This window comes from Streptomyces thermolilacinus SPC6 (assembly GCF_000478605.2).
Classification (GTDB): domain Bacteria; phylum Actinomycetota; class Actinomycetes; order Streptomycetales; family Streptomycetaceae; genus Streptomyces; species Streptomyces thermolilacinus.
This window is the reverse complement of sequence record NZ_ASHX02000001.1, coordinates 5,227,609-5,254,120: the sequence shown is the minus strand read 5'-3', so window position 1 is coordinate 5,254,120 and position 26,512 is coordinate 5,227,609. Positions and strand designations below refer to the sequence as shown.

Genomic DNA, 26,512 nt, shown 5'->3' with positions numbered 1-26,512 from the left:
CTCGGGCCGCCCCCGTGAGCCTCAGAGGTCGGCGCGGGCCGTCGCCAGCAGTTCCTCGGCGTGCGCGCGGGCCGTCTCGGAGTCCTCCTGCCCGGCGAGCATCCGCGACAGCTCCCGCACCCGGTCCTCGCCCTCCAGGACGGTGACGCCGGACCGGGTGACGGACCCGTCGTTGGTCTTCTCCACCAGCAGCTGCCGGTCGGCGAACGCCGCGACCTGCGGCAGGTGCGTCACCACGACGACCTGCGCCGTCTTCGCCAGCTTGGCGAGGCGCCGCCCGATCTCCACGGCCGCCTTGCCGCCCACACCGGCGTCCACCTCGTCGAACAGGTACGTCGGCACCGGGTCCGTACCGGCGAAGACGACCTCCACCGCGAGCATCACCCGCGACAGCTCACCGCCGGACGCGCCCTTCGCGATGGGCCGCGGCGGGGCGCCCGGGTGCGGGGCGAGCAGCAGCTCCACCTCGTCCGCGCCGGACGGACCGTACGCGACGCGCCGCCCGCCGACCTCGACACCGTCGGGGTCCTCGGTCTGCCGGATCGCGAACGACACTCGCGCGTGCGGCATCGCCAGCGACGCCAGTTCGGCCGTGACGGCCTCCGCGAAGCGGGCCGCCGCCTCCGTCCGGGCGTCGGTCAGGGCCTGCGCCAGCTTCGACAGCTCGGCGCGCAGCGCGTCCCGCTCGGCGGTCAGCTCCCCGATCCGATCGTCGTCGCCGTCCAGTTCGGTGAGCCGCGCCGCGCCCTCCTCCGCCCAGGCCAGGACGGCGGCGACGTCCTCGCCGTACTTGCGGGTCAGCCCGGTCAGCGCGGCCCGCCGCTCCTCGACGGCGGCCAGCCTGCGCGGGTCGGCGTCCAGGTCGTCGGCGTACCCGGCGAGTTCCCCGGCCACGTCGGCGAGGAGGATCGAGATCTCCCCGATCCGGTCGGCGAGAGCCGCCAGCGCCGGGTCGTGCGACCGTACGCCCTCCAGCGCGCGCCCGGCGCCCGCCACGAGCGTCGTCGCGTCCACGCCCTCCGGGTCCTCGGGGTTCCCCGCCAGCGCGGCGTGGGCGAGCGCGGCGGCGGACGCGAGGGCCTCGGCGTGGCCGAGCCGCTCCGCCTCGGCGGCCAGCTCCACGTCCTCACCGGGGCGCGGCGCTACCGCCTCGATCTCCGCCAGCCCGAACCGCAGCAGGTCGGCCTCCTGCGCCCGCTCCCGCGCGCGCGTCGTCAGCTCGTCCAGCTCCGCGTCGAGCGCCCGCAGCCGCCGGTACGCCGTCGCGTACGCGGCGAGCGGCACGGCGACCGCGTCCCCGGCGTACCGGTCGAGCGCGGCCCGCTGCCGGGCGGGCTTGAGCAGGCCCTGCTGGTCGGTCTGGCCGTGGACGGCCACCAGGTCGTCGGCCAGCTCGGCGAGCAGCCCCACGGGGACGCTGCGCCCGCCGAGGTGCGCCCGCGACCGGCCCTCCGCCGAGACGGTACGGCTGATCAGCAGCGCCCCGTCGTCCAGCTCGGCGCCCGCCTCCTCGGCGCGGCGGGCCGCGGCGGCGTCGGGGGCGACGCTGACGCGTCCCTCCACGACGGCGGACGCGGCTCCGATCCGTACCAGGGCCGGGTCGGCGCGCCCGCCGAGCAGCAGCCCCAGACTGGTCACGACCATGGTCTTGCCCGCGCCCGTCTCACCGGTCACCGCGGTGAACCCGGGCGACAGCTCGACCACCGCGTCGTCGATGACTCCGAGCGACCGTATCCGCATCTCCTCCAACACGACCCTGACCATACGAGGTTTTCCGGGTGCGATGCGACGCCGCCCCGCCCTCGCCGCCTCGGGGCCCGTGCCGTTCCGGCGGATGCCCACGTCGGGCCCCTGCCGTACCGGCTCCATGCCCGCGTCGGGGCGTCACCTTCCGGCGGGCGGCTCGTTGACCCGCGTGTCCGGCCGCGCGGCCGTGCTCTCGGCGGCCGGACACACCCGCCGTCGTACGGTGCCTAGTGCGGCGCCCCGCGCCAACCCGACACGGGCAGGGCGAACTTGGCGACGAGCCGGTCGGAGAACGACGCGTGGTGCAGCCGCGCCAGCCGTACGGGCACCGAGCCGCGCCGCACCTCCACCCGCGCCCCGGCGGGCAGGGTCACGGTGCGCCGTCCGTCGCACCACAGCACCCCGTCCGGGGTGTGCGGCTCCACCTCCACGGCCAGCACCGAGTCGGGCGTCGTGACCAGCGGTTTCGCGAACAGGGCGTGCGCGCCGATGGGCACCATCAGCAGCGCCTCCACCTCCGGCCAGATCACCGGCCCCCCTGCGGAGAACGCGTAGGCGGTGGAGCCGGTCGGTGTCGCGCAGATCACGCCGTCGCAGCCGAACCCGGTCACCGGGCGCCCGTCGATGGCGAGGACGACCTCCAGCATCCGCTCGGGCGCGACCTTCTGCACGGCGGCCTCGTTCAGCGCCCAGTTGGTGTGCAGCACGTCGCCGTTGTCGTAGACGACGACGTCGAGGGTCATCCGCTCCTCGACCTCGTACGCCCGTGTCACGACCCGGTCGACGACCTTGTCCAGGTCGTCCCGCTCGGCCTCGGCGAGGAACCCGACCCGCCCCAGGTTGACGCCGAGCATCGGCACGCCGGACGCGCGGGCGAACTCGGCGCCGCGCAGCAGCGTCCCGTCACCGCCCAGCACGATCAGCAGCTCGCAGCCGTCGAGCACGTCGGGCGTGGCCTCCGGGACGGTCTCCACGGACGGCGGCAGCGGCAGGTCGGCGGCCTCGGCGGCCAGCACCCGCACGCCGATGCCGCTGCGCAGCAGGCCGAGGACGACCAGTTCCGCGCTGCGCACGGCGGCGGGCCGCCCGGTGTGCGCGAGCAGGAACACGGTCCGCTGCCGGGCGCCGGGGCCCGTACTCGTCTCCGTACGCGGTTGTGAGGTCAACGGGGTCCCTCCGCCACGGCGCGATCGACGTCGGCCGGATCGAGTGCGGGCGCCCCGGCCCGCAGCCACAGGAAGTACTCGACGTTCCCCGACGGTCCCGGCAGCGGGCTCGCGGTGACACCGAGCACGCCGAGCCCGAGGCCGGCGGCCTGCCGCGCCACGTTGCGCACGGCCTCGGCGCGCAGCTCGGGGCTGCGGACGACGCCGCCGCTGCCGAGCCGCTCCTTGCCCACCTCGAACTGCGGCTTCACCATCAGGACGAGATCGGCGCCGGGCGCGGTCACGCCGGTGAGGGCCGGCAGGACGAGGCCGAGCGGGATGAACGAGAGGTCTCCGACGACCAGGTCCACGGGCTCGCCGCCGATCACGTCGAGGGTCAGTTCACGCACGTTGGTACGGTCCTTGACGGTGACGCGTTCATCGCTCCGGAGCGACCAGGCGAGCTGGCCGTAGCCGACGTCGACGGCGACGACGTGGGCGGCGCCGGAGCGCAGCAGGACGTCGGTGAAGCCGCCCGTGGACGCCCCCGCGTCGAGCGCCCGCCTGCCCTCGACCACCAGGCCGAGGGGGACGAAGGCGGCGAGCGCCCCGGCGAGCTTGTGGCCGCCGCGCGACACGTAGTCCGGGTCGGAGTCGTCCTGGGCGACGACGATGGCCGCGGCGGTCTCGACCTGGGTGGCGGGTTTGGTGGCGGTGCTGCCGCCGACGGTCACCCGCCCCGCCGCGATCAGCTGGCTCGCGTGTTCGCGCGAGCGGGCGAGCTTGCGGCGTACAAGCTCGGCGTCGAGACGGCGGCGTGCCACTCCTGCCACGTTCGGTTCAGCTCCTGTGGTCGTACGGGGGTCCCGGCTGGGGGTGTGCGTCCAGCGCGGCCAGCGTGTCGCGCAGCCCCCGGTGTACATCCTCGTACACGGCCAGGTGTTCGTCCGCCGCGAGGTGGTCGGCGTCACCCAGCCGCTCCAGGAGGGTGTCCACGGCGCCGTGCCCGGTGGCGGTCCGCGCGACACCCAGCGGCAGGGGTCCGGCACCGCCGTCGGCCGCGCCGTCCCGGGCGCCCATGGCAGCGGCCGTGGCGGCTGAGGTGGCTGTGACGGCCGGGGCCTCGGCGACCGGCTCGGGGCGGGGCTGTTCCGGGTGGGGCGTGGCGTCCATGCCCCGACGCTACCGCGAAGCCGCGCCGCCCCGCCGTCACCTATCGGGCCGCACGACCCCACCGGCCGGGACGCCGGGAGCCGCGCGCTCCCGCCCCGGCCCGTACCGCCGGGTCCCGGCCTACTTCCGTGCCTGCCGGGCCGCCGGGACGACGAGGGGCGTGCCCGTCTCGGGGTCGTCGATGACCTGGCAGCGCAGCCCGAAGACCCGCTCGACCAGCTCGGCGGTGACGATCTCGGACGGCGGGCCCTCCGCGACGACCTCCCCGCCCCGTACGGCGATGAGGTGCGTGGCGTACCGGGCCGCGTGGTTCAGGTCGTGCAGGACGGCCACGAGGGTGCGGCCCTGCGTCTCGTGGAGCTCGGCGCACAGGTCGAGGACGTCGATCTGGTGCTGGATGTCGAGGTACGTCGTCGGCTCGTCCAGCAGCAGCAGCGGTGTCTGCTGGGCGAGCGCCATGGCGATCCACACGCGCTGGCGCTGCCCGCCGGACAGCTCGTCCACGTACCGGTCGCCCAGCTCGCCCACGCCGGTCGCGTCCATCGACTCCTGGACGATCCGCTCGTCCTCCGGCGACCACTGCCGCAGCAGCCCCTGGTGCGGGTAGCGGCCCCGGGCGACCAGGTCGGCGACGGTGATGCCGTCCGGCGCGATGGACGACTGCGGCAGCAGGCCGAGCGTCCGGGCGACCTTCTTCGCGGGCATGGAGTGGATGGCCTGGCCGTCCAGCAGGACCCGCCCCTGGGCGGGCTTCAGCATCCGGGCGAGTGCGCGCAGCAGCGTGGACTTGCCGCAGGCGTTGGGCCCGACGATGACCGTGAAGGAGTTGTCGGGTATCGCCACGGACAGGTCGCGGGCGATGGTCCGCTGCTCGTAGGCGAGGGTGACGGACTCCGCGGCGAGGCGCTGCCGCACGGGCTGGGGCTGCATGGACGTACTCCTGGCGTTCTGGTCTTCTCTGACGGTCATATCCGGCCTGCCCGGCGCTCGGTGACCAGGAGCCACAGCAGGTAGCAGCCGCCGACGACGCCGGTGACGACGCCGACGGGCAGCTGCCGCTCGCCGAAGACGTTGGTGGCGGCCCAGTCGGCGACCAGCAGCACCGTCGCGCCCATCAGGGCGGACGCGCCCAGGTTCGGGCCGGGCGAGCGGGTCAGGCGGCGGGCCAGCTGGGGCGCGCTCAGCGCGACGAACGTGATGGGCCCGGCGGCCGCGGTGGCGGAGGCGACCAGCAGCACCGCGCAGACCAGCTGCGTCATCCGCACCCGCTCCACGCGCACCCCGAGGGCGTACGCGGCGTCGTCGCCCATCTCCAGCATGCGCAGCGGCCGCCCGTACGCGAGGATCACCGGCAGCAGGACGGCGGTGACGGCGAGCAGCGGCCAGAACTGCGTCCAGTCGCGGCCCTCCAGGGAACCGGTCATCCACACGACCGCGCGGGTCGCGTCCACCAGGTTCGCCTTGGTGATCAGGTAGTGGATGACGGCCGTCAGCATCGCGGCGAGGCCGATGCCGATGAGGACGATCCGGAAGCCGTGCACGCCCCGCTTCCACGCGAAGACGTACACGGCGGCGCCGGTCAGCGTGCCGCCGACGAGCCCGCCGGCCGCGACGGCGGCGGCGTTGCCGTGGAACAGCACGATCACGGTCAGCGCGCCGACGATGGCGCCCTGGTTGACACCGAGCATGTCGGGGCTGCCGAGCGGGTTGCGGGTGATGGTCTGGAAGACCGCGCCGCCGACCGCGAGGCCCGCGCCGACGAGGACCGCGATGAGGACGCGCGGCAGCCGCAGATCGAGGACGACGAACTCCTGCGCGACCGTACCGTCGCCGAGGAGGGTCGCCACGACGTCGCCGGGCGCGATGGGGAAGTCGCCGCTGCCGATCAGGACGACCCCGGCCGCGAGGGCGAGGACGATCAGCAGCAGACAGGCGCGTACGGCGCGCGGCTCCACGCGGACGGACAGCCCGCCGGTCCTGACGGCCCGGACGGTGTGGGTACGGGCCACCGGGGCGCCGGGCCCCTGCGCCGCGGCCGGCGCGGGAGCGGGAGCGGTGGATGCGGGGGTCGCGGTCACAGCTGGGCCATCCTCTTGCGGCGTACGAGGTGGATGAAGACGGGCCCGCCGATCAGCGCCGTGACGATGCCGACCTGGAGCTCGGACGGGCGGGCGACGACCCGCCCGACGATGTCGGACCCGAGCAGCAGCACGGGCGACAGGACCGCCGCGTACGGCAGGATCCACCGCATGTCGGGCCCGGTGATCGCGCGGACCAGGTACGGCACCATCAGCCCGACGAACACGATCGGCCCGCACGCGGCGGTCGCCCCGCCGCACAGCAGGGTCACGGCGAGCATGGCCAGCACCCGCGTGCGGGTCAGGTTCGCGCCGAGCGCCCGGGCCGTGTCGTCGCCCATCTCCATGGCGTTCAGGGGCCGGGCGACCAGCGCGGCCAGCACGACCCCGGCGGCGATGAACGGGGCCACGGCGGCGACGATGTCCGCGTCCGCCCCGGCCAGTGACCCGACGGTCCAGAACCGCAGCCGGTCCAGCGCCGCCGAGTCCAGCAGCTGCACGGCGTTGACGTACCCGTACAGCGCTGCGGTCGCGGCCGTACCGGCCAGCGCGAGCCGCACGGGGGTGGCGGCCCGCCCGCCGCCGAGCACGTACACGAGCACCGACACGATCGCGGCGCCGACGAACGCGAACCACACGTACCCCATGAACGAGGTCGCGCCGAGCACGCTGGTCGCGGTGACCACGGCGGCCGCCGCGCCCGCGTTGACGCCCATCAGGCCGGGCTCTGCGAGCGGGTTGCGGGTGAGGGCCTGCATGACGGCGCCCGCGAGACCGAGGGCGACCCCGGCGAGCAGCCCCAGCAGGGTGCGCGGAACACGGACGTCGGCGATCAGGACGTCGTGGTTGGTCCCCGAGTTCTGGAAGAGGCCGTGCCACACGTCGCCGAGCGGCACCGGTTTCGCGCCGACGACGATGCTCGCGACACACACGAGCACCAGGACGCCGAGGGACAGCAACAGCCCGGCGGCACGCGCCGAGCGGCGCCCGCGGGGCTGCGCGGCGGCCTGGGGCTCCGCGCTCTGTTCGGGAGAACTCTCAACCAACACGCGGTTAGGTTAGCCTACCCTCGCTCGGAAGATCACGGGGGTGCACCGCCCGGTCCCCCGCCGCCTCACCACCCCAGTCTGGCCAGCGCCTTCCCCGCCTCCAGCCCGCACGACCCGTCCGCCGCGTGGGTCCACGCCGCCGCGCACAGCGCCCGCAGCCCGTCCAGCGGCCCGCCGCTCCCGTCGAGTACGAGCGCGTCCCCCTCCACACCGGCGGTCCAGCCGCCGCACCGGAAGCCGCCAGCCCCCGTACCCGTCACATCGGGCTGGGCGGTCAGCAGGCCCCGCAGGTCGGCGTCCACGTACGTCGGCCGGTGCTCGGGCGGCGCCGCGAGCAGCACCGCCGGGGTGGTGACACCGGTGAGGACGAGCAGCGAATCGACGCCGCCGTTGTACGCGCCCTCGATGTCCGTGTCGAGCCGGTCGCCGACGACGAGGGGCCGCCGCGCCCCGGTCCGCAGGATCGTCTCGCGGTGCATGGGCGGCAGCGGCTTGCCCGCCACCTGCGGCTCGGCGCCCGTCGCGATGCGCACGACCTCCACGGCGGCGCCGTTGCCGGGCGCGATGCCCCGCGCGCCGGGGATGGTCAGGTCGGTGTTGGACGCGTACCAGGGCACGCCGCGCGCGATGGCGTACGACGCCTCCGCGAACCGGCCCCACGGCAGTTCGGGACCGCCGTACCCCTGCACGACGGCCGCCGGGTCGTCGTCGGCGGACTCCACGGGCACGAGGCCCCGCTCCCGCAGCGCCACCCGCAGCCCTTCACCGCCGATGACGAGGACCCGCGAGCCCGGCGGCAGCTGGTCGGCGATGAGCCGGGCCACCGCCTGCGCGGACGTGATCACATCGTCGGGCCCGGCGGGCACACCCAGTCCGGTCAGGTGCGCGGCCACCGCGTCGGGGGTGCGCAGCGCGTTGTTGGTGACGTACGCCAGGTGCATGCCCCCGGCGCGGGCCTGGCCGAGCGCCTCCACGGCGTACGGGATGGCCTCGCCGCCCGCGTAGACGACGCCGTCCAGGTCCAGCAGCGCCGTGTCGTACGCCGCGCTCAGCGGCGCCGCACTGCCGTCCGGGGCGCTCCTTCCGTGCCGCACCATCAGCCTGGCTCCTCACTCGTCCGGTGGATCCCGTCCCCCGATCATCGCTCATCCGCGTATCCACCTACGATGCAAGGATGAAGACGAGAGGTCCCGCGGCCAACGACGGCCTGCACCTGAAACCGTTCCGCGGACTGCGGTACGTGCCCGAGCGGGTCCGCAGCCTCGCCGCGGTGACCTCCCCTCCGTACGACGTGGTCGTGCGGCCGGACGGTCTGCACCATCTGGAGTCGTCCGACCCGCACAACATCGTCCGGCTGATCCTTCCGCAGGCCCCGACGGCCGACGCCCGTCCGCGCCGCGCGGCGGACACCCTGGCGGACTGGCTGCGGGACGGCATACTCGCCGCCGACGCGGAGCCCGCCCTGTACGTGTACGAGCAGCGCAAGGGCGATCTGCTCCAACGGGGCCTGATCGGCGCGCTGGAGCTGTCGCCGCCCGCGCACGGTGTGGTCCTGCCGCACGAGGACGTGATGCCGCACGTGGTGGAGGAGCGCGCGGACCTGATGCGGACGACGGGCGCGCATCTGGAGCCGCTGCTCCTGACGTACCGGGGCGACGGCGGCGCGACGGGCGCGACGTCCGTGATCGAGCGCGCGACGGCGGGCACGCCGCTGCTGGCGACGACCACGGAGGACGGCTTCAGCCACCGGCTGTGGGCGGTGACCGACCCGGCGGAGTTGTCGGCGGCCGCGGAGGACCTGGCGGGCCATCAGGCGCTGATAGCGGACGGCCACCACCGCTGGGCGACGTATCTGCGGCTGCGGGAGGAACGATCGGGTCCGGGCCCGTGGAACTACGGCCTGGTGCTGCTGATCGACACGGCCCGCTATCCGCTCCGGGTACGGGCCATCCACCGGCTGCTGCACCGCCTGCCGGTCGCCGCGGCGCTGGAGGCGCTGGAGGGTTCTTTCCGGGTGCGGCCGCTGGACCTGCCGCTTGAGGACGCCCTCGACGCGCTGGCGGATGCGGCGGGCGACGGCAACGCGTTCCTGCTGGCGGGCGACGGCCGCTTCCACCTGGTGGACCGCCCCGACCCGGCGCTGCTGGAGCGTACGGTGCGCCGGGACCGCCCGGAGGCATGGCGGGCGCTGGACGCGACGGTGCTGCACGCGACGCTGCTGGAGCACGTGTGGCGTGTCCCGGACGCGCCCGAGCACATCGCGTACCTCCATGACGCGGAGGCGGCGGTGACGCAGGCCGAGCGGAACGGGGCGACGGCGGTCCTGATGCACCCGGTCCGCGAGGAGGTCGTACGGGACCTGGCACGGCAGGGCGTGACGATGCCGCGCAAGTCCACGTCGTTCGGCCCGAAGCCGGCGACGGGGCTGGTCCTGCGCAGTCTGGCCCTGGACTGACGGCGTCCTGCACGCTGTGCCCTGCGCCCTGCGCCTGCGTCACGGAACGCGAAAGGGCGGCACCCGCGAGGGGTGCCGCCCTTTGTCATGCCGCTGTCGTACGGCTACGGGATTCAGCGCTCGGAGGCGTCCCCGGGCTCGTCCCGCTCGTCGTCGGCGCGGGGGCCGGAGCCGAGGTCCGGCTCACCAGCCCGGACGTCACCGGTCTCGGCGTCACCGGTCTCGTCGGCGTCCTCCTCGACGATGTCCTCCTCGATGGCGTCCACGAACTCCACGCCGTCGAGTTCGGCGAGCCGGTCGGAGGCGTCGGTGGAGCCGTCCTTGTCGGACTCGAGGGCCTTGGCGAACCATTCGCGGGCCTCGTCCTCCCGCCCGGCGGCGAGGAGCGCGTCGGCGTACGCGTAGCGCAGGCGGGCGGTCCAGGGCTGGACGGAGTTGGAGGCGAGCTCGGGCGACTGGAGGGTGACGATCGCCGCGTCGAGCTGGTCCATGTCGCGGCGGGCGCCGGCGGCGACGAGCCGCATCTCGACCTGGCCGGCCTTGTCGAGCTTCTGTACCTCGGGCTCACCGGCCATGGCGAGGGCCCGCTCGGGCCGGCCGAGGCCGCGCTCGCAGTCGGCCATGACGGGCCACAGCTCGACGCCGCCGGTCATGCGCCGGGCGGCACGGAACTCGGCGAGCGCCTCGGCGTACTTCTGCGTGGCGTACGCGGCGAACCCGGCGGCTTCGCGGACGGCGGCGACGCGCGAGGCGAGCCGCAGCGCGATCCGCGAGTAGGCGTACGCCTTCTCGGGGTCCTCGTCGATGAGCTTGGCGACCATCACCAGGTTGCGCGCGACGTCCTCGGCGAGGGTCTTGGGCAGGCTCAACAGCTCCTGCCGCACGTCCTTGTCGATCTCGTCGCCGGTGACGTCGTCCGGGATGGGGAGCCGCTTGATGGGCTCACGGTCCCGGCGGTCGTCGGAGCGGTACCGGTCGTCCCGACGCTCGGGCCGCCCGCGGAACCCGCCGCGCCCACGGTCGTCGGAGCGGTACCCGCCACGGTCGTCGCGCCGGTCGTCCCGGCCGCCGCGGAACCCACCACGGAACCCACCGCGACGGTCGTCGTCACGGCGCGGCCCACGGTCGTCGGAGCGGTGCCCGCCCCGGTCGTCACGGCGGTCGTCGCGACGGAACGGCGGCCGGTCGTCGTTGCGCCGGAACCCGCCACGGTCATCCCGGCGATCGTCACGCCGGTCATCCCTGCGGTCATCACGGCGGTCATCGCGCCGGAACCCGCCGCGGTCGTCGCCGCGGTCGTCGCGGCGCGGGGCACGCTCGTCACGCGGGAACCCGCCCCGGTCGTCACGGCGGTCGTCACGGCGGTCGTCACGGCCGCCGCGGAACCCGCCCCGGTCACGGTCGTCGCGGCGAGGCGCCCGGTCGTCACGCGGGAACGCCGGCCGGTCACCTCCGCGCCGGAACCCACCACGGTCGTCCCGACGGTCGTCCCTGCGGTCATCACGGCGGTCGTCACGGCGGAACCCGCCACGGTCGTCGGAGCGGTGACCGCCCCGGTCGTCACGCCGGTCGTCGCGGCGGAAACCGCCCCGGTCGTCCCGACGGTCATCGCGGCGGTCGTCGCGGCGCGGACCACGGTCGTCCCGCTGGAAGCCGCCCCGGTCGTCCCGACGGTCGTCGGAGCGGTAGCCGCCACCACGGCGGTCGTCACCACGGCGGTCGTCGTCGCGGCGGAAACCGCCACCGCCACCGGGCCGGTAACCGCCCCGGTCGTCTCGGCGGTCGTCTCGGCGCGGCCCACGGTCGTCGGAGCGGTGCCCGCCCCGGTCGTCACGGCGGTCGTCGCGACGGAACGGCGGCCGGTCGTCGTTGCGCCGGATCCCGCCACGGTCGTCCCTGCGGTCATCACGGCGGTCGTCACGACGGAAGCCGCCGCCACCGCTGCTGCTGCCGCCGCGTCGGTCGTCGTCACGGCGGGGTCCGCGGAAGCCGCCCCGCTCGCCGCCACCGTCCCTGCGACGAGGCTCGCGCTCCGGACGGTCGTCGGGGGAGTTGGTGGACATGGGTGTGGCTCCTGTCTTCGGGTACCGCAAAGTCATTCTCGCGCAGTGGCCCTCCCACCGCGCTCCGAGCAATTTCAAGTGAAACAAAAAAGGACCCTTGGTCCCAGCATGTACGCTGGGACCAAGGGTCCTGAAAGATTGTTCGGCGGCGTCCTACTCTCCCACAGGGTCCCCCCTGCAGTACCATCGGCGCTGAAAGGCTTAGCTTCCGGGTTCGGAATGTAACCGGGCGTTTCCCTAACGCTATGACCACCGAAACCCTATTGGGTTCGAGCGAACAAGCACACTATTCACTTGAAACAATCTGTTGTGTGCCGGTGCGACTGTTCGCAACCCGGGAACAACACAGTGGACGCGAGCAACTGAGGACAAGCCCTCGGCCTATTAGTACCGGTCAACTCCACCCATCACTGGGCTTCCATATCCGGCCTATCAACCCAGTCGTCTACTGGGAGCCTTACCCTCTCAAGGAGGTGGGAATACTCATCTCGAAGCAGGCTTCCCGCTTAGATGCTTTCAGCGGTTATCCCTCCCGAACGTAGCCAACCAGCCATGCCCTTGGCAGAACAACTGGCACACCAGAGGTTCGTCCGTCCCGGTCCTCTCGTACTAGGGACAGCCCTTCTCAATATTCCTACGCGCACAGCGGATAGGGACCGAACTGTCTCACGACGTTCTAAACCCAGCTCGCGTACCGCTTTAATGGGCGAACAGCCCAACCCTTGGGACCGACTCCAGCCCCAGGATGCGACGAGCCGACATCGAGGTGCCAAACCATCCCGTCGATATGGACTCTTGGGGAAGATCAGCCTGTTATCCCCGGGGTACCTTTTATCCGTTGAGCGACGGCGCTTCCACAAGCCACCGCCGGATCACTAGTCCCGACTTTCGTCCCTGCTCGACCCGTCGGTCTCACAGTCAAGCTCCCTTGTGCACTTACACTCAACACCTGATTGCCAACCAGGCTGAGGGAACCTTTGGGCGCCTCCGTTACCCTTTAGGAGGCAACCGCCCCAGTTAAACTACCCATCAGACACTGTCCCTGATCCGGATCACGGACCCAGGTTAGACATCCAGCACGACCAGAGTGGTATTTCAACGGCGACTCCACCATGACTGGCGTCACAGCTTCAAAGTCTCCCACCTATCCTACACAAGCCGAACCGAACACCAATATCAAACTGTAGTAAAGGTCCCGGGGTCTTTCCGTCCTGCTGCGCGAAACGAGCATCTTTACTCGTAGTGCAATTTCACCGGGCCTATGGTTGAGACAGTCGAGAAGTCGTTACGCCATTCGTGCAGGTCGGAACTTACCCGACAAGGAATTTCGCTACCTTAGGATGGTTATAGTTACCACCGCCGTTTACTGGCGCTTAAGTTCTCAGCTTCGCCTGGACGAATCCAAGCTAACCGGTCCCCTTAACGTTCCAGCACCGGGCAGGCGTCAGTCCGTATACATCGCCTTACGGCTTCGCACGGACCTGTGTTTTTAGTAAACAGTCGCTTCTCGCTGGTCTCTGCGGCCACCCCCAGCTCCGGAGGTAAACTCCATCACCAGGCGTGGCCCCCCTTCTCCCGAAGTTACGGGGGCATTTTTCCGAGTTCCTTAATCATAGTTCACCCGAACGCCTCGGTATTCTCTACCTGACCACCTGAGTCGGTTTAGGGTACGGGCCGCCATGAAACTCGCTAGAGGCTTTTCTCGACAGCATAGGATCATCCACTTCACCACAATCGGCTCGGCATCAGGTCTCAGACTATGTGTCACGCGGATTTGCCTACGTGACGTCCTACACCCTTACCCCGGGACAACCACCGCCCGGGCTGGACTACCTTCCTGCGTCACCCCATCGCTCACCTACTACCAGTCTGGGCCACCGGCTCCACCACTCCGTGCTTGTCCGAAGACGCACACGGCGGTTTCACGGGCTTAGCATCGCTGGGTTCAGCGCTGGCGCTTCAAAGCGGGTACCGGAATATCAACCGGTTGTCCATCGACTACGCCTGTCGGCCTCGCCTTAGGTCCCGACTTACCCTGGGCAGATCAGCTTGACCCAGGAACCCTTAGTCAATCGGCGCACACGTTTCTCACGTGTGTATCGCTACTCATGCCTGCATTCTCACTCGTGAACCGTCCACAACTCGCTTCCGCGGCTGCTTCACCCGGCACACGACGCTCCCCTACCCATCCCAGCGGGCGTTGGCCCTCATGCTGGAATGACACGACTTCGGCGGTACGCTTGAGCCCCGCTACATTGTCGGCGCGGAATCACTTGACCAGTGAGCTATTACGCACTCTTTCAAGGGTGGCTGCTTCTAAGCCAACCTCCTGGTTGTCTCTGCGACTCCACATCCTTTCCCACTTAGCGTACGCTTAGGGGCCTTAGTCGATGCTCTGGGCTGTTTCCCTCTCGACCATGGAGCTTATCCCCCACAGTCTCACTGCCGCGCTCTCACTTACCGGCATTCGGAGTTTGGCTAAGGTCAGTAACCCGGTAGGGCCCATCGCCTATCCAGTGCTCTACCTCCGGCAAGAAACACACGACGCTGCACCTAAATGCATTTCGGGGAGAACCAGCTATCACGGAGTTTGATTGGCCTTTCACCCCTAACCACAGGTCATCCCCCAGGTTTTCAACCCTGGTGGGTTCGGTCCTCCACGAAGTCTTACCTCCGCTTCAACCTGCCCATGGCTAGATCACTCCGCTTCGGGTCTTGAGCGCGCTACTGAATCGCCCTGTTCGGACTCGCTTTCGCTACGGCTTCCCCACACGGGTTAACCTCGCAACACACCGCAAACTCGCAGGCTCATTCTTCAAAAGGCACGCAGTCACGACCCACATCCGAAGATGTGAGCGACGCTCCCACGGCTTGTAGGCACACGGTTTCAGGTACTATTTCACTCCGCTCCCGCGGTACTTTTCACCATTCCCTCACGGTACTATCCGCTATCGGTCACCAGGGAATATTTAGGCTTAGCGGGTGGTCCCGCCAGATTCACACGGGATTTCTCGGGCCCCGTGCTACTTGGGTGTCTCTCAAACGAGCCGTCAATGTTTCAGCTACGGGGGTCTTACCCTCTACGCCGGACCTTTCGCATGTCCTTCGCCTACATCAACGGTTTCTGACTCGTCTCACGGCCGGCAGACCGTGAAAGAGAGATCCCACAACCCCGCATGCGCAACCCCTGCCGGGTATCACACGCATACGGTTTGGCCTCATCCGGTTTCGCTCGCCACTACTCCCGGAATCACGGTTGTTTTCTCTTCCTGAGGGTACTGAGATGTTTCACTTCCCCTCGTTCCCTCCACTTACCCTATGTGTTCAGGTAAGGGTGACAGCCCATGACGACTGCCGGGTTTCCCCATTCGGACACCCCCGGATCAAAGCTTGGTTGACAGCTCCCCGGGGCCTATCGCGGCCTCCCACGTCCTTCATCGGTTCCTGGTGCCAAGGCATCCACCGTGCGCCCTTAAAAACTTGGCCACAGATGCTCGCGTCCACTGTGCAGTTCTCAAGCAACGACCAGCCACCCATCACCCCACCGCAACCGCGGCGAGTTCACTGGGGCCGGCGTTCGAAGGGCGAGCAGCGCTCGCACCCTCAGACACCCAACAGCGCGCCCGGCACGATCTCCGCCACTCTTCCTGTGTTCCACGCCGAAGCAGTACTAACAGAAGGCTTTGAAGAATCGTGCCGAATAGTCAACGTTCCACCCATGAGCAACCAGCATCAGACATTCGCTGATGTTCTGGCCTCTGACCAGGCCGAAGCCCGGTAAGAAGTGCTCCTTAGAAAGGAGGTGATCCAGCCGCACCTTCCGGTACGGCTACCTTGTTACGACTTCGTCCCAATCGCCAGTCCCACCTTCGACAGCTCCCTCCCACAAGGGGTTGGGCCACCGGCTTCGGGTGTTACCGACTTTCGTGACGTGACGGGCGGTGTGTACAAGGCCCGGGAACGTATTCACCGCAGCAATGCTGATCTGCGATTACTAGCGACTCCGACTTCATGGGGTCGAGTTGCAGACCCCAATCCGAACTGAGACCGGCTTTTTGAGATTCGCTCCACCTCACGGTATCGCAGCTCTTTGTACCGGCCATTGTAGCACGTGTGCAGCCCAAGACATAAGGGGCATGATGACTTGACGTCGTCCCCACCTTCCTCCGAGTTGACCCCGGCGGTCTCCCGTGAGTCCCCAGCACCACAAGGGCCTGCTGGCAACACGGGACAAGGGTTGCGCTCGTTGCGGGACTTAACCCAACATCTCACGACACGAGCTGACGACAGCCATGCACCACCTGTACACCGACCACAAGGGGGCACCCATCTCTGGGTGTTTCCGGTGTATGTCAAGCCTTGGTAAGGTTCTTCGCGTTGCGTCGAATTAAGCCACATGCTCCGCCGCTTGTGCGGGCCCCCGTCAATTCCTTTGAGTTTTAGCCTTGCGGCCGTACTCCCCAGGCGGGGAACTTAATGCGTTAGCTGCGGCACGGACGACGTGGAATGTCGCCCACACCTAGTTCCCAACGTTTACGGCGTGGACTACCAGGGTATCTAATCCTGTTCGCTCCCCACGCTTTCGCTCCTCAGCGTCAGTATCGGCCCAGAGATCCGCCTTCGCCACCGGTGTTCCTCCTGATATCTGCGCATTTCACCGCTACACCAGGAATTCCGATCTCCCCTACCGAACTCTAGCCTGCCCGTATCGAATGCAGACCCGGGGTTAAGCCCCGGGCTTTCACATCCGACGCGACAAGCCGCCTACGAGCTCTTTACGCCCAATAATTCCGGACAACGCTTGCGCCCTACGTATTACCGCGGCTGCTGGCACGTAGTTAGCCGGCGCTTCTTCTGCAGGTACCGTCACTTTCGCTTCTTCCCTGCTGAAAGAGGTTTACAACCCGAAGGCCGTCATCCCTCACGCGGCGTCGCTGCATCAGGCTTTCGCCCATTGTGCAATATTCCCCACTGCTGCCTCCCGTAGGAGTCTGGGCCGTGTCTCAGTCCCAGTGTGGCCGGTCGCCCTCTCAGGCCGGCTACCCGTCGTCGCCTTGGTGAGCCGTTACCTCACCAACAAGCTGATAGGCCGCGGGCTCATCCTGCACCGCCGGAGCTTTCCACCACCATCAGATGCCTGAAGTGGTCGTATCCGGTATTAGACCCCGTTTCCAGGGCTTGTCCCAGAGTGCAGGGCAGATTGCCCACGTGTTACTCACCCGTTCGCCACTAATCCCCCACCGAAGTGGGTTCATCGTTCGACTTGCATGTGTTAAGCACGCCGCCAGCGTTCGTCCTGAGCCAGGATCAAACTCTCCGTGAATGCTTCCGGGTTATCCCGGTGACACTCGCGTTGAGCGGAACCCGAAGGAGGAATAGTCCTTCCGGTTCTCAGCGTCCTCGCTGTGTTTTTTCAAAGGAACCTCGTCTCAGAGAGACGGGGTTATCAACATATCTGGCGTTGACTTTTGGCACGCTGTTGAGTTCTCAAGGAACGGACGCTTCCTTTGTACTCACCCTCAGTTCCCTGCGGGCTTTCCTCCGGGCGCTTCCCTTCGGTGTTTCCAACCTTACCAGATTCTTTTTCCGTTCCGTTTCCGGTTCGGATTTCGTTTCCGGTGGCCGTTGGAGGGCCTTTGCCTTTCGGCTTCCGCTACTTTAGCGGATTCTCCGCGCCGCTCATAATCGAGCGGCTCGCGATAAATTCCGGCAAGCCGGAATCCACCCCCGCCGAGGGGGAAGATCGCTAAGGTAGTGGTTTGGCCGCCTCCGGGGGTGCTGATACAGCGGCCCCGGCTCCTGCGGCTCGGTCGAGATTAGGCGGTTCGGTTCCGCGAGTCAAGTCCTCCTCCTGCGGGGCGTGTGCGCCCGGTACGGGCTGACCGTGGGGTCCCCGTCGACCCAGAAGCGCCACGGGTGGACCGCCCCCTCGCCGCCCACTCCGGTGCGCGGCCCGTTCCGTACCTGGTCGGACGGGACCGGGGTGCCCGTCAGTACGGACAGCGGCGACTTCGGGCCGGCGCACGCGTCGGTACCGTCCAGGGTGCGGTCCACGTCCAGGGCCGTGGCGAGGCGGGCCGGGCCCTTGGCCAGTTCCTTGTCGTACCGGGCCGAAATACGACGGCGGCGGGCCAGGTCGTGGCCCACGCGGATCTCGCCCGCGCGCAGCAGCACCCCGCTCGCGCGGCCCTCGGGACCGCAGACCAGGTTCAGGCAGTGCCACATCCCGTAGGTGAAGTACACGTACGCGTGACCGGGCGGGCCGAACATGACGGCGTTCCTCGCCGTGCGGCCCCGGTAGGCGTGCGAACCGGGGTCGGCCTCACCCGCGTACGCCTCCACTTCCGTGAGGCGGAGCTCGATGGGTCCGTCGTCCGTCATCCGTACCAGGGTGCGGCCCAGCAGGTCCGGGGCGACCTCCAGTACGGGGCGGTCGAAGAAGTCCCGGGGCAGCGGCGTACGGTCGGGGCTCTCGATCATGTTGTACGAGCGTACTGGGGTGGCGCGGGGAACCGGCTACGGTCGTTCGCGCGTACGCGTAGGTGAGCTTTAGGACCGAGAAGGAGTGGACATGGGCTTCAAGAAGCTGCTCGCGAGCCTGGGGGCGGGCGGGGCGAACGTCGAGACGGTGCTGACCGAGTCGAACGTGGTGCCCGGCGGTGTCGTCCAGGGCGAGGTGCGGATCGAGGGCGGCTCGGTGGCGCAGGACATCCAGAGCCTGTCGCTCGGGCTCCAGGCGCGGGTCGAGGTCGAGGGCGGCGACCAGGAGGTCAGGCAGGACATCGAGTTCAGCAAGACGCAGATCGGTGGCGCCTTCACCGTGCAGGCCGGGGCGGTGCACGTGGTGCCGTTCGGTCTGGAGATCCCGTGGGAGACGCCCGTCACCTGCATCGGCGGGCAGCAGCTGCGGGGCATGGACATCGGGGTGACGACGGAGCTGGCGATCGCGCGTGCCGTGGACTCCGGCGACCTGGACCCGATCAGCGTGCACCCGCTGCCGGCGCAGCAGGCGATCCTGGACGCGTTCGTCCGGCTGGGCTTCCGGTTCAAGAGCGCCGACATGGAGCGGGGTCACATCCGGGGGACGCGGCAGCGGCTGCCGTTCTACCAGGAGATCGAGTTCCTGCCGCCGCAGCAGTACCGGGGGCTTAACCAGGTCGAGCTGTCGTTCGTCGCCGACGACCAGGCGATGGACGTCGTGCTGGAGATGGACAAGAAGGGCGGGCTGTTCGCGGAGGGCAGCGACTCGTTCCGCTCGTTCGTCGTCGGGCTCAACGACTATCAGAACACCGACTGGGCGGCGTACCTGAACCAGTGGCTCGCCGATGTCGGTGGGCGCCGCAACTGGCTCTAGGCTCTGGGGTTCGAGCTTTCCAGGTTCCGAAGCGATCGGAGGTTCTGACGTGATCGAGGCGAAGAGGCCGCCGCTCCCCCACGACTTCCACCCGGCGGTGCCGTCGTTCACCGTGGTGAGCGACGACGTGGCGCCGGGCGGTGTGCTGGCGGACGCGCAGGTGTACGCGAAGGGCAACACGTCGCCGCACCTGCGGTGGGAGGGGTTCCCCGCGGAGACCAAGAGCTTCGCGGTGACGTGCTTCGACCCGGACGCGCCGACGGGCAGCGGCTTCTGGCACTGGGTGCTGTTCGACATCCCCGCCTCGGTGACGGAACTGCCGGCGGGCGCGGGCGGCGCGACGAAGTCCGAGGGTCTGCCCGAGGGTGCGACGCACGTCCGCAACGACTACGGGACGAGGGACTTCGGCGGTGCCGCGCCGCCGGCCGGGGACGGGCCGCACCGGTATGTGTTCACCGTGTACGCGGTGGACCAGGAGAAGCTGGGGCCGGACGCGGACGCGTCGCCCGCGGTCGTCGGCTTCAACCTGCGCTTCCACACTCTGGCGCGCGCGCAGCTGATAGGGGAGTACGAGACACCCGCGGAGGGCTGAGAGTTCGCCCGCCGTTCGCCCGCTTCTGGCCTGGGGTAGGCCGGAGGCGGGCATTTTCGTGCCGCGGATATTGCGTTGTCCCGTCGGTGCCGCCCCGCCAGAGTTGGTCCAGGCGCGTCAGGGGGACGGCCGGCACACGGAGGTGGGCGCAATGCGGGACACGCTGGTTCTCAACGCGAGCTTCGAGCCGCTGTCGACGGTGTCGCTGCACCGGGCGGTGGTGCTGGTGCTCCAGGACAAGGCCGTCGTCGAGCAGGCTCATCCGGGGCTTCGGCTGAGGGCCGCCGCGATGGAGCTGCCCGTGCCGCGGGTGATCCGGTTGTGCCGGTACGTGCGGGTGCCGTTCCGAAGACAAGCGCCGTGGTCGCGTCGGGGTGTGCTGGCGCGGGACCGGCACCGGTGCGCGTACTGCGGGCGGCGGGCGACGACGGTGGACCATGTCGTACCGAAGTCGCAAGGCGGTGCGGACAGCTGGCTGAACACGGTGGCGTCGTGCGCGGAGGACAACCACCGCAAGGCGGACCGGACGCCGGAGGAGGCGGGGATGCCGCTGCTGCACCGGCCGTTCGTGCCGAGCCCGGCGGACGCGATGCTGCTGTCGTTGCGTGCGGGTGAGCGGGCGGAGCTGCCGGAGTGGCTGACGGCGCAGCGGCCGGAGGCGGCCGCGGCCTGAGTGTTCGCTGCGGCTGTCGTGTGCGTGGAGGGAGCCCGTTCCCGGGTGGTGCCGGGGGCGGGCTCCTTCGTTCACCGGGTGACGAGCTGGATGATCGCGGCGCTGCCGATGACGACGATGAGGGCGCGCAGGGCCTTGGCGGGGAGACGGCGGCCGACGCGTGCGCCGAGCTGGCCACCGATGGTGGAGCCGACGGCGATGAGGGCGACGGCGGTCCAGTCGAAGTCGGCGGCGAAGACGAAGAACAGGGCGGCGATCGTGTTGACGACGGCGGCGAGGATGTTCTTGGTGGCGTTGAGGCGCTGGAGGCTGTCGTCGATGAGCATGCCCATGAGGGAGAGGTAGATGATCCCCTGGGCGGCGGTGAAGTACCCGCCGTAGACGCTGGCGAGGAGCATGCCGGTGAAGAGGAGGGGACCGCCGTGCTGGGGGGCGTCGGTGCGGCCGTCGCGTTCGCGGCGGGCCTGGACGGCGCGGGTGATGCGGGGCTGGAAGATGACCAGGACCAGTGCGAGGGCGACGAGGACGGGGACGATCGTCTCGAAGGCCGTGGGGGGCAGGACCGTGAGGAGGATGGCGCCGCCGAGCCCGCCGACGGCGGCGGCGACGGCGAGGCGCAGGACGCGGTCGCGCTGGCCGGTGAGTTCGGCGCGGTAGCCGATGGCGCCGCTGATGGAGCCGGGGATCAGGCCGAGGGCGTTGGAGACCGTGGCGGTGACCGGGGGGAGGCCGGTGGCCAGGAGGACGGGGAACGTGATGAGCGTGCCCGATCCGACGATCGTGTTGATGGTGCCCGCGCCGATACCGGCCGCGAAGACGGCGAGCATCTCCCAGTACGTCACTGTGCCCCCGTGCGGATCGGTGGTGTATGAACCGATCATGCACGAGGGCACGGGGGTGAGTCGACCGGGTGTCCGGTCCGTGGTCGGTGGGCTCCGGGACGCGGGCGCGGGCTGTTCCCGTCAGTCCACGGGCGGGTTCTCCCGGCGCTGTTCCTTGGCGGAGGTGTCGAAACCGGGGGCGCCGTTGCCGAGGTTGCCGAAGGCGCCGGAGAGGCCCTTGAGGGCGTCGCCGATCTCGCTGGGCACGATCCAGAGCTTGTTGGCGTCGCCTTCGGCGATCTTCGGGAGCATCTGGAGGTACTGGTACGAGAGCAGCTTCTGGTCGGGGTCCCCGGCGTGGATGGCCTCGAACACCGTGCGGACCGCCTGGGCCTCGCCCTCGGCGCGCAGGGCCGCGGCCTTGGCCTCGCCCTCGGCGCGGAGGATGGCGGACTGCTTCTCGCCCTCGGCGGTGAGGATCTGGGACTGGCGGATGCCCTCGGCCGTGAGGATCGCGGCGCGCTTGTCGCGGTCGGCGCGCATCTGCTTCTCCATCGAGTCCTGGATGGAGGTGGGCGGCTCGATGGCCTTCAGCTCGACGCGGTTGACGCGGATGCCCCACTTGCCGGTGGCCTCGTCGAGGACGCCGCGCAGGGCCGCGTTGATCTCCTCGCGGGAGGTGAGGGTGCGCTCCAGGTCCATGCCGCCGATGATGTTGCGCAGCGTGGTGACGGTGAGCTGTTCGATGGCCTGGATGTAGCTGGCGACCTCGTAGGTCGCGGCGCGGGCGTCGGTCACCTGGTAGTAGATGACCGTGTCGATGTTGACGACCAGGTTGTCCTGGGTGATGACGGGCTGGGGCGGGAAGGGGACGACCTGTTCGCGCAGGTCGATCCGGTTGCGGATCGTGTCGATGAACGGCACGACGATGTTGAGGCCCGCGTTGAGGGTGCGGGTGTAGCGGCCGAAGCGCTCGACGATGGCGGCGCTTGCCTGGGGGATCACCTGGATCGTTTTGATCAGGGCGATGAAGACAAGCACCACCAGAATGACCAGAACGATGATGACTGATGGCATCGTGCTCTCCGTGCCCTTCGCTGCCGGTTGTTGTCGGTGATCGATTTTCCCAGACGGCGGGCGGTCATGTCGGTGCTTCGGCCGGTTCGGCCCGGCCAACGGCCGACGTACAGCCGTTGTTGACGCTTCGTCAGAGCACGACGGCGGTCGCGCCGTCGATCTCGACCACGTCCACCTGCCGGCCCGGTTCGTAGACCTGGTCGGGGCTGTAGGAGCGGGCGGACCAGACCTCGCCGGCGAGCTTGACGCGTCCGCCGGAGGCGTCGACCCGTTCCAGGACCACGGCTTGGCGGCCCTTCAGGGCGTCCACCCCGGTGGCGTGTGCCGGTTGGCCCGCGCGGTGTCTGGCCGCGATGGGGCGTACGACGGCGAGGAGCGCGACGGAGACGACGACGAAGACGATGACCTGGGCCACCACTCCGAAGCCGAGTCCCGCGGTGAGGGCGCCCGCGACCGCCCCGACGGAGAACATGCCGAATTCGGGCATCGCGGTGATGACGAGCGGGATGCCGAGCCCCACCGCCGCGATCAGCCACCAGACCCATGCGTCGATGTCCACATCGTCATGGTAGGTGCGCGGGCCCGTCGGGGACAGGGCGCCGAAGGGCCCGGCGGACGCGGGCCCTTCGGGGGCGGACGCCCGGGGCGGTCCCTTCGGGAGGCTCCTGGGTGTCCCTTCAGGGGGGTGGGGGTCAGCCGAGGGGGAGGCCCTGGGCGGTGTAGCGGTCGCCGACGCGCTCGACGACGAGGGGCAGGCCGAAGCAGTGGCTGAGGTTCCTGGAGGTGAGCTCGGTCTCCACGGGCCCGGCGGCGAGGACCTTGCCCTGACGGATCATCAGGACGTGGGTGAAGCCCGGCGGGATCTCCTCGACGTGGTGCGTGACCATGACCATGGAAGGGGCGTACGGGTCGCGGGCGAGGCGGCCGAGGCGCCGGACGAGGTCCTCGCGGCCGCCGAGGTCGAGGCCCGCGGCGGGCTCGTCCAGGAGGAGCAGCTCGGGATCGGTCATCAGGGCGCGGGCGATGAGGGTCCGCTTGCGCTCGCCCTCGGAGAGGGTGCCGAACCTGCGGTCGAGGAAGTCGGACATGCCGAGGCGGTCGAGGAAGGCGCGGGCCCGGTCCTCGTCCACGGCGTCGTAGTCCTCGCGCCAGGTGGCGGTCATGCCGTACGCGGCGGTGAGGACCGTCTGGAGGACGCTCTGGCCCTTGGGGAGCTTCTCGGCCATGGCGATGCCGGCCATGCTGACGCGGGGGCGCAGGTCGAAGACGTCCACCTTGCCCAGCTCGTCGCCGAGGATCCGGGCGGTGCCGCGGGTGGGGAAGAGGTAGGTGGAGGCGACGTTCAGAAGGGTGGTCTTGCCGGCGCCGTTGGGGCCGAGGATGGCCCAGCGCTCGCCCTCCTTGACCGACCAGGAGACCTCGTCCACCAGAGCGCGTCCGTCGCGGACCACGGATACGTCCACCAGCTCCAGTACATCGCTCATGAGCGCGTTGTCTCCCCTTGCGGTCGTTGCTTCGTCTTCGGCACTCGCGCGGACCGCCGCGGTGGCGGCGGGCGCAGGTTCCCAGGGAAAACCTACGCCACCTGTGGTGGGGCCCGTACCCGTGGGGCCGGAACCTAGGGTGGGGACCATGCTTTCGGAACCACGTTCAGGACGGTTGGCCGCATGGGGGAACGCCCTGCTGGCCGGTTTGGTGTCGCCCGACGAGGCGGTGGGCGCGATCGTCGGGGACGACGCGCGGCACCGGGTGGAGGGGCTTCCGGGTGAGTCGGGGCCCGTGGGGCTGACGCTGGCGCTGGGGCGGCTGCGGTCGCTGGGGATCGCCGGGTGGCGGGTGGCGCTGCCCGCGCCGGGGCATCCGCTGGGGCTGAGCGGGCCGCCGGAGTTCAACGCGCGGGCGCTGGAGGCGGAGGAGGCCGCCGTCGGGTACGGGGCCGGGTTCGGGCTCGTACCGGAGGTGACCGAGGTGGGTCCGGCAGGGGACCCGCACGTGGAGGTCGTGTGGCACTGCCTGCCGGTGCGGGAGGCACCGCCCGCGGACGTGCCGTCGCTGGGCGAGGCGGAGCGGGAGCTGGCGGAGGCGCTGCGGGAGGCGACGGTGGTGCTGACGCGGCTGAACGTGGCGGCGTCGGGTCCGGTGGCGGAGGCGGCGCTGGACGCGTACCGGGCGCGGGCGCACGCGGGGGGCGAGGTGCTGGCGCCGGGGTATCCGCCGCGGGCGGCGCGGGTGCTGGAGCTGGCACGGCGGGTGGTGCTGCTGGTGTCGCTGGCGTACGAGAACGGGCACGGGGGCGCGGTGAGCGCGGCGGAGATGGCGGCGCGGGGGGAGGCGCTGCGGCCGGTGGAGCGGGTGGCGCGGCGGGCGCTGGTGGCGGCGTTCAACGCGTATGTGGAGGAGCGTGAGCGGGGCAGGCCCTGCCCCCCCCCCGCCGATCGGCCCCGCCGGGTCGCAGCGGTCAGTCGGTGAGGTTGTGGCGGACCGCCCAGAGGGCGGCCTGGGTGCGGTCGGCCAGGTCCAGTTTCATGAGGATGTTGGAGACGTGGGTCTTCACCGTCTTCTCGGAGAGGACCAGGGCGCGGGCGATCTCGCGGTTGGAGCGGCCGTCGGCGATCAGGCCGAGGACCTCGCGCTCCCGTTCGGTGAGGGTGCCGCTGCGGCCGCCGGACCCGCCGTTGCTCTCCTCCTGGCTGAGGAGCGCCCCGGCCACCTCGGGCTGGAGCAGGACGTGGCCCGCGTGGACGGAGCGGATGGCGCCGGCCAGGGCGTCCGGGTCGATGTCCTTGTATACGTACCCGGCGGCGCCCGCGCGGAGGGCGGGGACGACCGTGCGCTGCTCGGTGAAGCTGGTGACGATCAGCACCTTCGCCGGATTGCCCAGGTCGCGGAGCTTGCGGAGGGCCTCGATGCCGTCCGTGCCGGGCATCTTCACGTCCATGAGGACGACGTCGGGCCGCAGCTCCTCCGTCCGGGCGACGCCCTCGGAGCCGTCGGCCGCCTCGCCGACGACCTCGATGTCGTCCTGGACCTCCAGGAAGGTGCGCAGTCCGCGGCGGACGACCTGGTGGTCGTCGACGAGGAGGACGCGGATGGCGCGCCCCTCCCCCGCTCGCGCGGTGTCTTCGGTCTCGTGGTCAGCCACCGGGGACCTCCATCTCGATCGTGGTGCCCTCGCCGGGCGCCGAGTGCACGGTGAGTGCGCCGCCGACGCCGCTCGCCCGGTCGCGCATGGACACGAGGCCCAGGTGGCGGCCGGCGCGGCGGACGGCGCGCGGGTCGAAGCCCTTGCCGTCGTCGGTGACGGTGAGGCGGGCGCCCTGGCCGTGCCGGGCGAGGCGGACGGCGACCCGGGTGGCGCCGGAGTGGCGCAGGGCGTTGTGCAGGGCCTCCTGGGCGACGCGGAGGAGCGCTTCCTCCTGGGCGGCGGGGAGGGCCCGTATGCCGCCGCCGTCGAAGGTGACGCGGGCCGTGTGGGCCCGGTCGAGCACCTGGACGTGGGTGCGCAGGGTGTGGACCAGGCCGTCCTCGTCGAGGGCGGCGGGGCGCAGCTCCACGACGGCGGCGCGCAGTTCGTCGGCGGCCTCGGCGGCGAGGGCGGCGACCTGCTGGAGCTCGCCCTTGGCGCGGGCGGGGTCGCGGTCGACGAGAGCGGCGGCGGCCTGGGCGGTGAGGCGCAGGGAGAACAGCTTCTGGCTGACGGCGTCGTGCAGCTCGTGGGCCAGGCGGGAGCGCTCCTCGGCGATGGTCAGCTCGCGGCTGCGCTCGTAGAGGCGGGCGTTGGTGAGGGCGATGGCGGCGTGCTGGGCGAGGATGCCGAGCAGCTCCTCGTCCTCGGCGGTGAAGCCGCAGCCGCCGTCGGGTGAGGGGCAGCGCTTGTTGGCGAGGAACAGCGCGGCGATCGTCTCGTCGCCGTCGCGGACGGGCAGGCCGAGGAAGTCCGACATGTCGGGGTGGGTGCTGGGCCAGCCCTCGAAGCGGGGGTCCTCGCGGACGTCGGCGAGGCGCTCGGGCCGCTCGCTGTGGAGCATGGCGGCGAGGATGCCGTGCTGCCGGGGCAGGGGGCCGATGGCCTTCCACTGCTCGTCGCTGACGCCGTCCACGACGAACTGGGCGAAGCCGCCGTGGTCGTCGGGGACGCCGAGGGCGGCGTACTCGGCGTCGAGCAGGTCGCGGGCGGAGGCCACGATCGTCTTGAGGACGTCGCGGACCTCCAGCTGCCTGCTCATCTCCAGCAGGGCCGTGCTCACCGCGGCGATGCCGGAGCGGGGTCGGTCGGTCATGCGTTC

The 26,512-nt window shown here is 70.3% G+C and carries 22 protein-coding genes and 3 rRNA genes; 5 read left to right on the top strand and 20 right to left on the bottom strand.

All coding sequences use genetic code 11. From position 1 onward, the window contains the following. Positions 1-21: 21 nt before the first annotated feature. The 8 genes from recN to J116_RS22680 form a co-directional block, all read right to left on the bottom strand. Complete coding sequence (gene recN, locus J116_RS22715; protein WP_023589383.1) at positions 22-1,764, bottom strand: DNA repair protein RecN; 1,743 nt, start codon at positions 1,762-1,764, stop codon at positions 22-24. Positions 1,765-1,973: 209 nt separating this feature from the next. Beyond that, complete coding sequence (locus tag J116_RS22710) at positions 1,974-2,912, bottom strand: NAD kinase (RefSeq protein WP_023589382.1); 939 nt, start codon at positions 2,910-2,912, stop codon at positions 1,974-1,976. Then, a complete protein-coding gene (locus J116_RS22705) occupies positions 2,909-3,724 on the bottom strand; it encodes a TlyA family RNA methyltransferase (protein ID WP_023589381.1) in 816 nt (271 codons plus the stop codon). Before J116_RS22705 ends, J116_RS22710 begins: the two co-directional genes overlap by 4 nt. A 7-nt stretch (positions 3,725-3,731) precedes the next feature. Further along, entirely contained in the window at positions 3,732-4,064 is a 333-nt protein-coding gene (locus J116_RS22700; RefSeq protein ID WP_023589380.1) for a hypothetical protein, read from the bottom strand. A gap of 120 nt (positions 4,065-4,184) precedes the next feature. Next, positions 4,185-4,994: an ABC transporter ATP-binding protein gene (locus J116_RS22695; protein WP_023589379.1), complete on the bottom strand. Its 810-nt coding sequence runs from the start codon at positions 4,992-4,994 to the stop codon at positions 4,185-4,187. Positions 4,995-5,029: 35 nt separating this feature from the next. Continuing rightward, positions 5,030-6,073 (bottom strand): FecCD family ABC transporter permease, encoded by a 1,044-nt coding sequence (locus J116_RS22690; RefSeq protein ID WP_028964416.1) that lies wholly within the window; start codon positions 6,071-6,073, stop codon positions 5,030-5,032. Positions 6,074-6,138: 65 nt separating this feature from the next. Beyond that, positions 6,139-7,098, bottom strand: coding sequence for a FecCD family ABC transporter permease (locus J116_RS22685; RefSeq protein ID WP_235617457.1), 960 nt, complete (start codon positions 7,096-7,098; stop codon positions 6,139-6,141). 158 nt (positions 7,099-7,256) lie between these two features. Then, positions 7,257-8,288 carry an HAD-IIA family hydrolase gene (locus J116_RS22680; RefSeq protein WP_023589376.1) on the bottom strand — a complete coding sequence of 344 codons (1,032 nt, stop codon included), beginning with the start codon at positions 8,286-8,288 and terminating at the stop codon, positions 7,257-7,259. A 77-nt stretch (positions 8,289-8,365) separates the two neighbouring features. On the opposite strand from J116_RS22680, the gene J116_RS22675 reads away from it, so the two are divergent. Further along, on the top strand, positions 8,366-9,646 hold the full coding sequence (locus tag J116_RS22675) for a DUF1015 domain-containing protein (protein ID WP_023589375.1): 1,281 nt from the start codon (positions 8,366-8,368) through the stop codon (positions 9,644-9,646). Between the two features lie 113 nt (positions 9,647-9,759). Here the strand turns inward: J116_RS22675 and J116_RS30470 are convergent, their stop codons facing one another. From J116_RS30470 to J116_RS22650, 6 genes are all read right to left on the bottom strand, one after another. After that, positions 9,760-10,530, bottom strand: a complete 771-nt coding sequence (locus J116_RS30470; protein ID WP_201258824.1) for a tetratricopeptide repeat protein — start codon at positions 10,528-10,530, stop codon at positions 9,760-9,762. Next, positions 10,512-11,618, bottom strand: coding sequence for a hypothetical protein (locus tag J116_RS30465; protein WP_201258823.1), 1,107 nt, complete (start codon positions 11,616-11,618; stop codon positions 10,512-10,514). The genes J116_RS30470 and J116_RS30465 overlap by 19 nt, the downstream gene beginning before the upstream one ends. Positions 11,619-11,849: 231 nt before the next feature. Beyond that, positions 11,850-11,966: ribosomal RNA gene (rrf, locus tag J116_RS22665) — 5S ribosomal RNA — on the bottom strand. Between the two features lie 107 nt (positions 11,967-12,073). Then, a 23S ribosomal RNA gene (locus J116_RS22660) occupies positions 12,074-15,195 on the bottom strand. A gap of 309 nt (positions 15,196-15,504) precedes the next feature. Then, positions 15,505-17,032: ribosomal RNA gene (locus tag J116_RS22655) — 16S ribosomal RNA — on the bottom strand. The 16S, 23S and 5S rRNA genes sit together here, the layout of an rRNA operon. 515 nt (positions 17,033-17,547) lie before the next feature. Continuing rightward, positions 17,548-18,189 carry a DNA-3-methyladenine glycosylase gene (locus J116_RS22650; RefSeq protein WP_023589373.1) on the bottom strand — a complete coding sequence of 214 codons (642 nt, stop codon included), beginning with the start codon at positions 18,187-18,189 and terminating at the stop codon, positions 17,548-17,550. 91 nt (positions 18,190-18,280) lie between these two features. Here J116_RS22650 and J116_RS22645 point away from each other — a divergent pair, with 91 nt between their 5' ends. From J116_RS22645 to J116_RS22635, 3 genes are all read left to right on the top strand, one after another. Then, on the top strand, positions 18,281-19,063 hold the full coding sequence (locus J116_RS22645; protein WP_023589372.1) for a sporulation protein: 783 nt from the start codon (positions 18,281-18,283) through the stop codon (positions 19,061-19,063). A 49-nt stretch (positions 19,064-19,112) separates the two neighbouring features. Beyond that, on the top strand, positions 19,113-19,655 hold the full coding sequence (locus J116_RS22640; RefSeq protein ID WP_023589371.1) for a YbhB/YbcL family Raf kinase inhibitor-like protein: 543 nt from the start codon (positions 19,113-19,115) through the stop codon (positions 19,653-19,655). A gap of 151 nt (positions 19,656-19,806) precedes the next feature. Then, positions 19,807-20,328 carry an HNH endonuclease gene (locus tag J116_RS22635; protein WP_023589370.1) on the top strand — a complete coding sequence of 174 codons (522 nt, stop codon included), beginning with the start codon at positions 19,807-19,809 and terminating at the stop codon, positions 20,326-20,328. A 71-nt stretch (positions 20,329-20,399) separates the two neighbouring features. Here the strand turns inward: J116_RS22635 and J116_RS22630 are convergent, their stop codons facing one another. The 4 genes from J116_RS22630 to J116_RS22615 form a co-directional block, all read right to left on the bottom strand. Then, a complete protein-coding gene (locus J116_RS22630) occupies positions 20,400-21,170 on the bottom strand; it encodes a sulfite exporter TauE/SafE family protein (RefSeq protein ID WP_023589369.1) in 771 nt (256 codons plus the stop codon). A 120-nt stretch (positions 21,171-21,290) separates the two neighbouring features. Further along, positions 21,291-22,226, bottom strand: coding sequence for an SPFH domain-containing protein (locus J116_RS22625; RefSeq protein ID WP_023589368.1), 936 nt, complete (start codon positions 22,224-22,226; stop codon positions 21,291-21,293). A 130-nt stretch (positions 22,227-22,356) separates the two neighbouring features. Further along, positions 22,357-22,785, bottom strand: a complete 429-nt coding sequence (locus J116_RS22620) for an NfeD family protein (RefSeq protein WP_023589367.1) — start codon at positions 22,783-22,785, stop codon at positions 22,357-22,359. Positions 22,786-22,918: 133 nt separating this feature from the next. After that, positions 22,919-23,710, bottom strand: coding sequence for an ABC transporter ATP-binding protein (locus J116_RS22615; RefSeq protein ID WP_023589366.1), 792 nt, complete (start codon positions 23,708-23,710; stop codon positions 22,919-22,921). A gap of 148 nt (positions 23,711-23,858) precedes the next feature. Between J116_RS22615 and J116_RS22610 the strand changes: the two genes are divergently transcribed. Next, a complete protein-coding gene (locus tag J116_RS22610; RefSeq protein ID WP_079147937.1) occupies positions 23,859-24,695 on the top strand; it encodes a hypothetical protein in 837 nt (278 codons plus the stop codon). Here the strand turns inward: J116_RS22610 and J116_RS22605 are convergent. Then, on the bottom strand, positions 24,685-25,368 hold the full coding sequence (locus J116_RS22605) for a response regulator (RefSeq protein ID WP_023589364.1): 684 nt from the start codon (positions 25,366-25,368) through the stop codon (positions 24,685-24,687). The genes J116_RS22610 and J116_RS22605 overlap by 11 nt on opposite strands. After that, positions 25,361-26,506 (bottom strand): GAF domain-containing sensor histidine kinase, encoded by a 1,146-nt coding sequence (locus J116_RS22600; RefSeq protein WP_023589363.1) that lies wholly within the window; start codon positions 26,504-26,506, stop codon positions 25,361-25,363. The genes J116_RS22605 and J116_RS22600 overlap by 8 nt, the downstream gene beginning before the upstream one ends. Positions 26,507-26,512 lie beyond the last annotated feature (6 nt).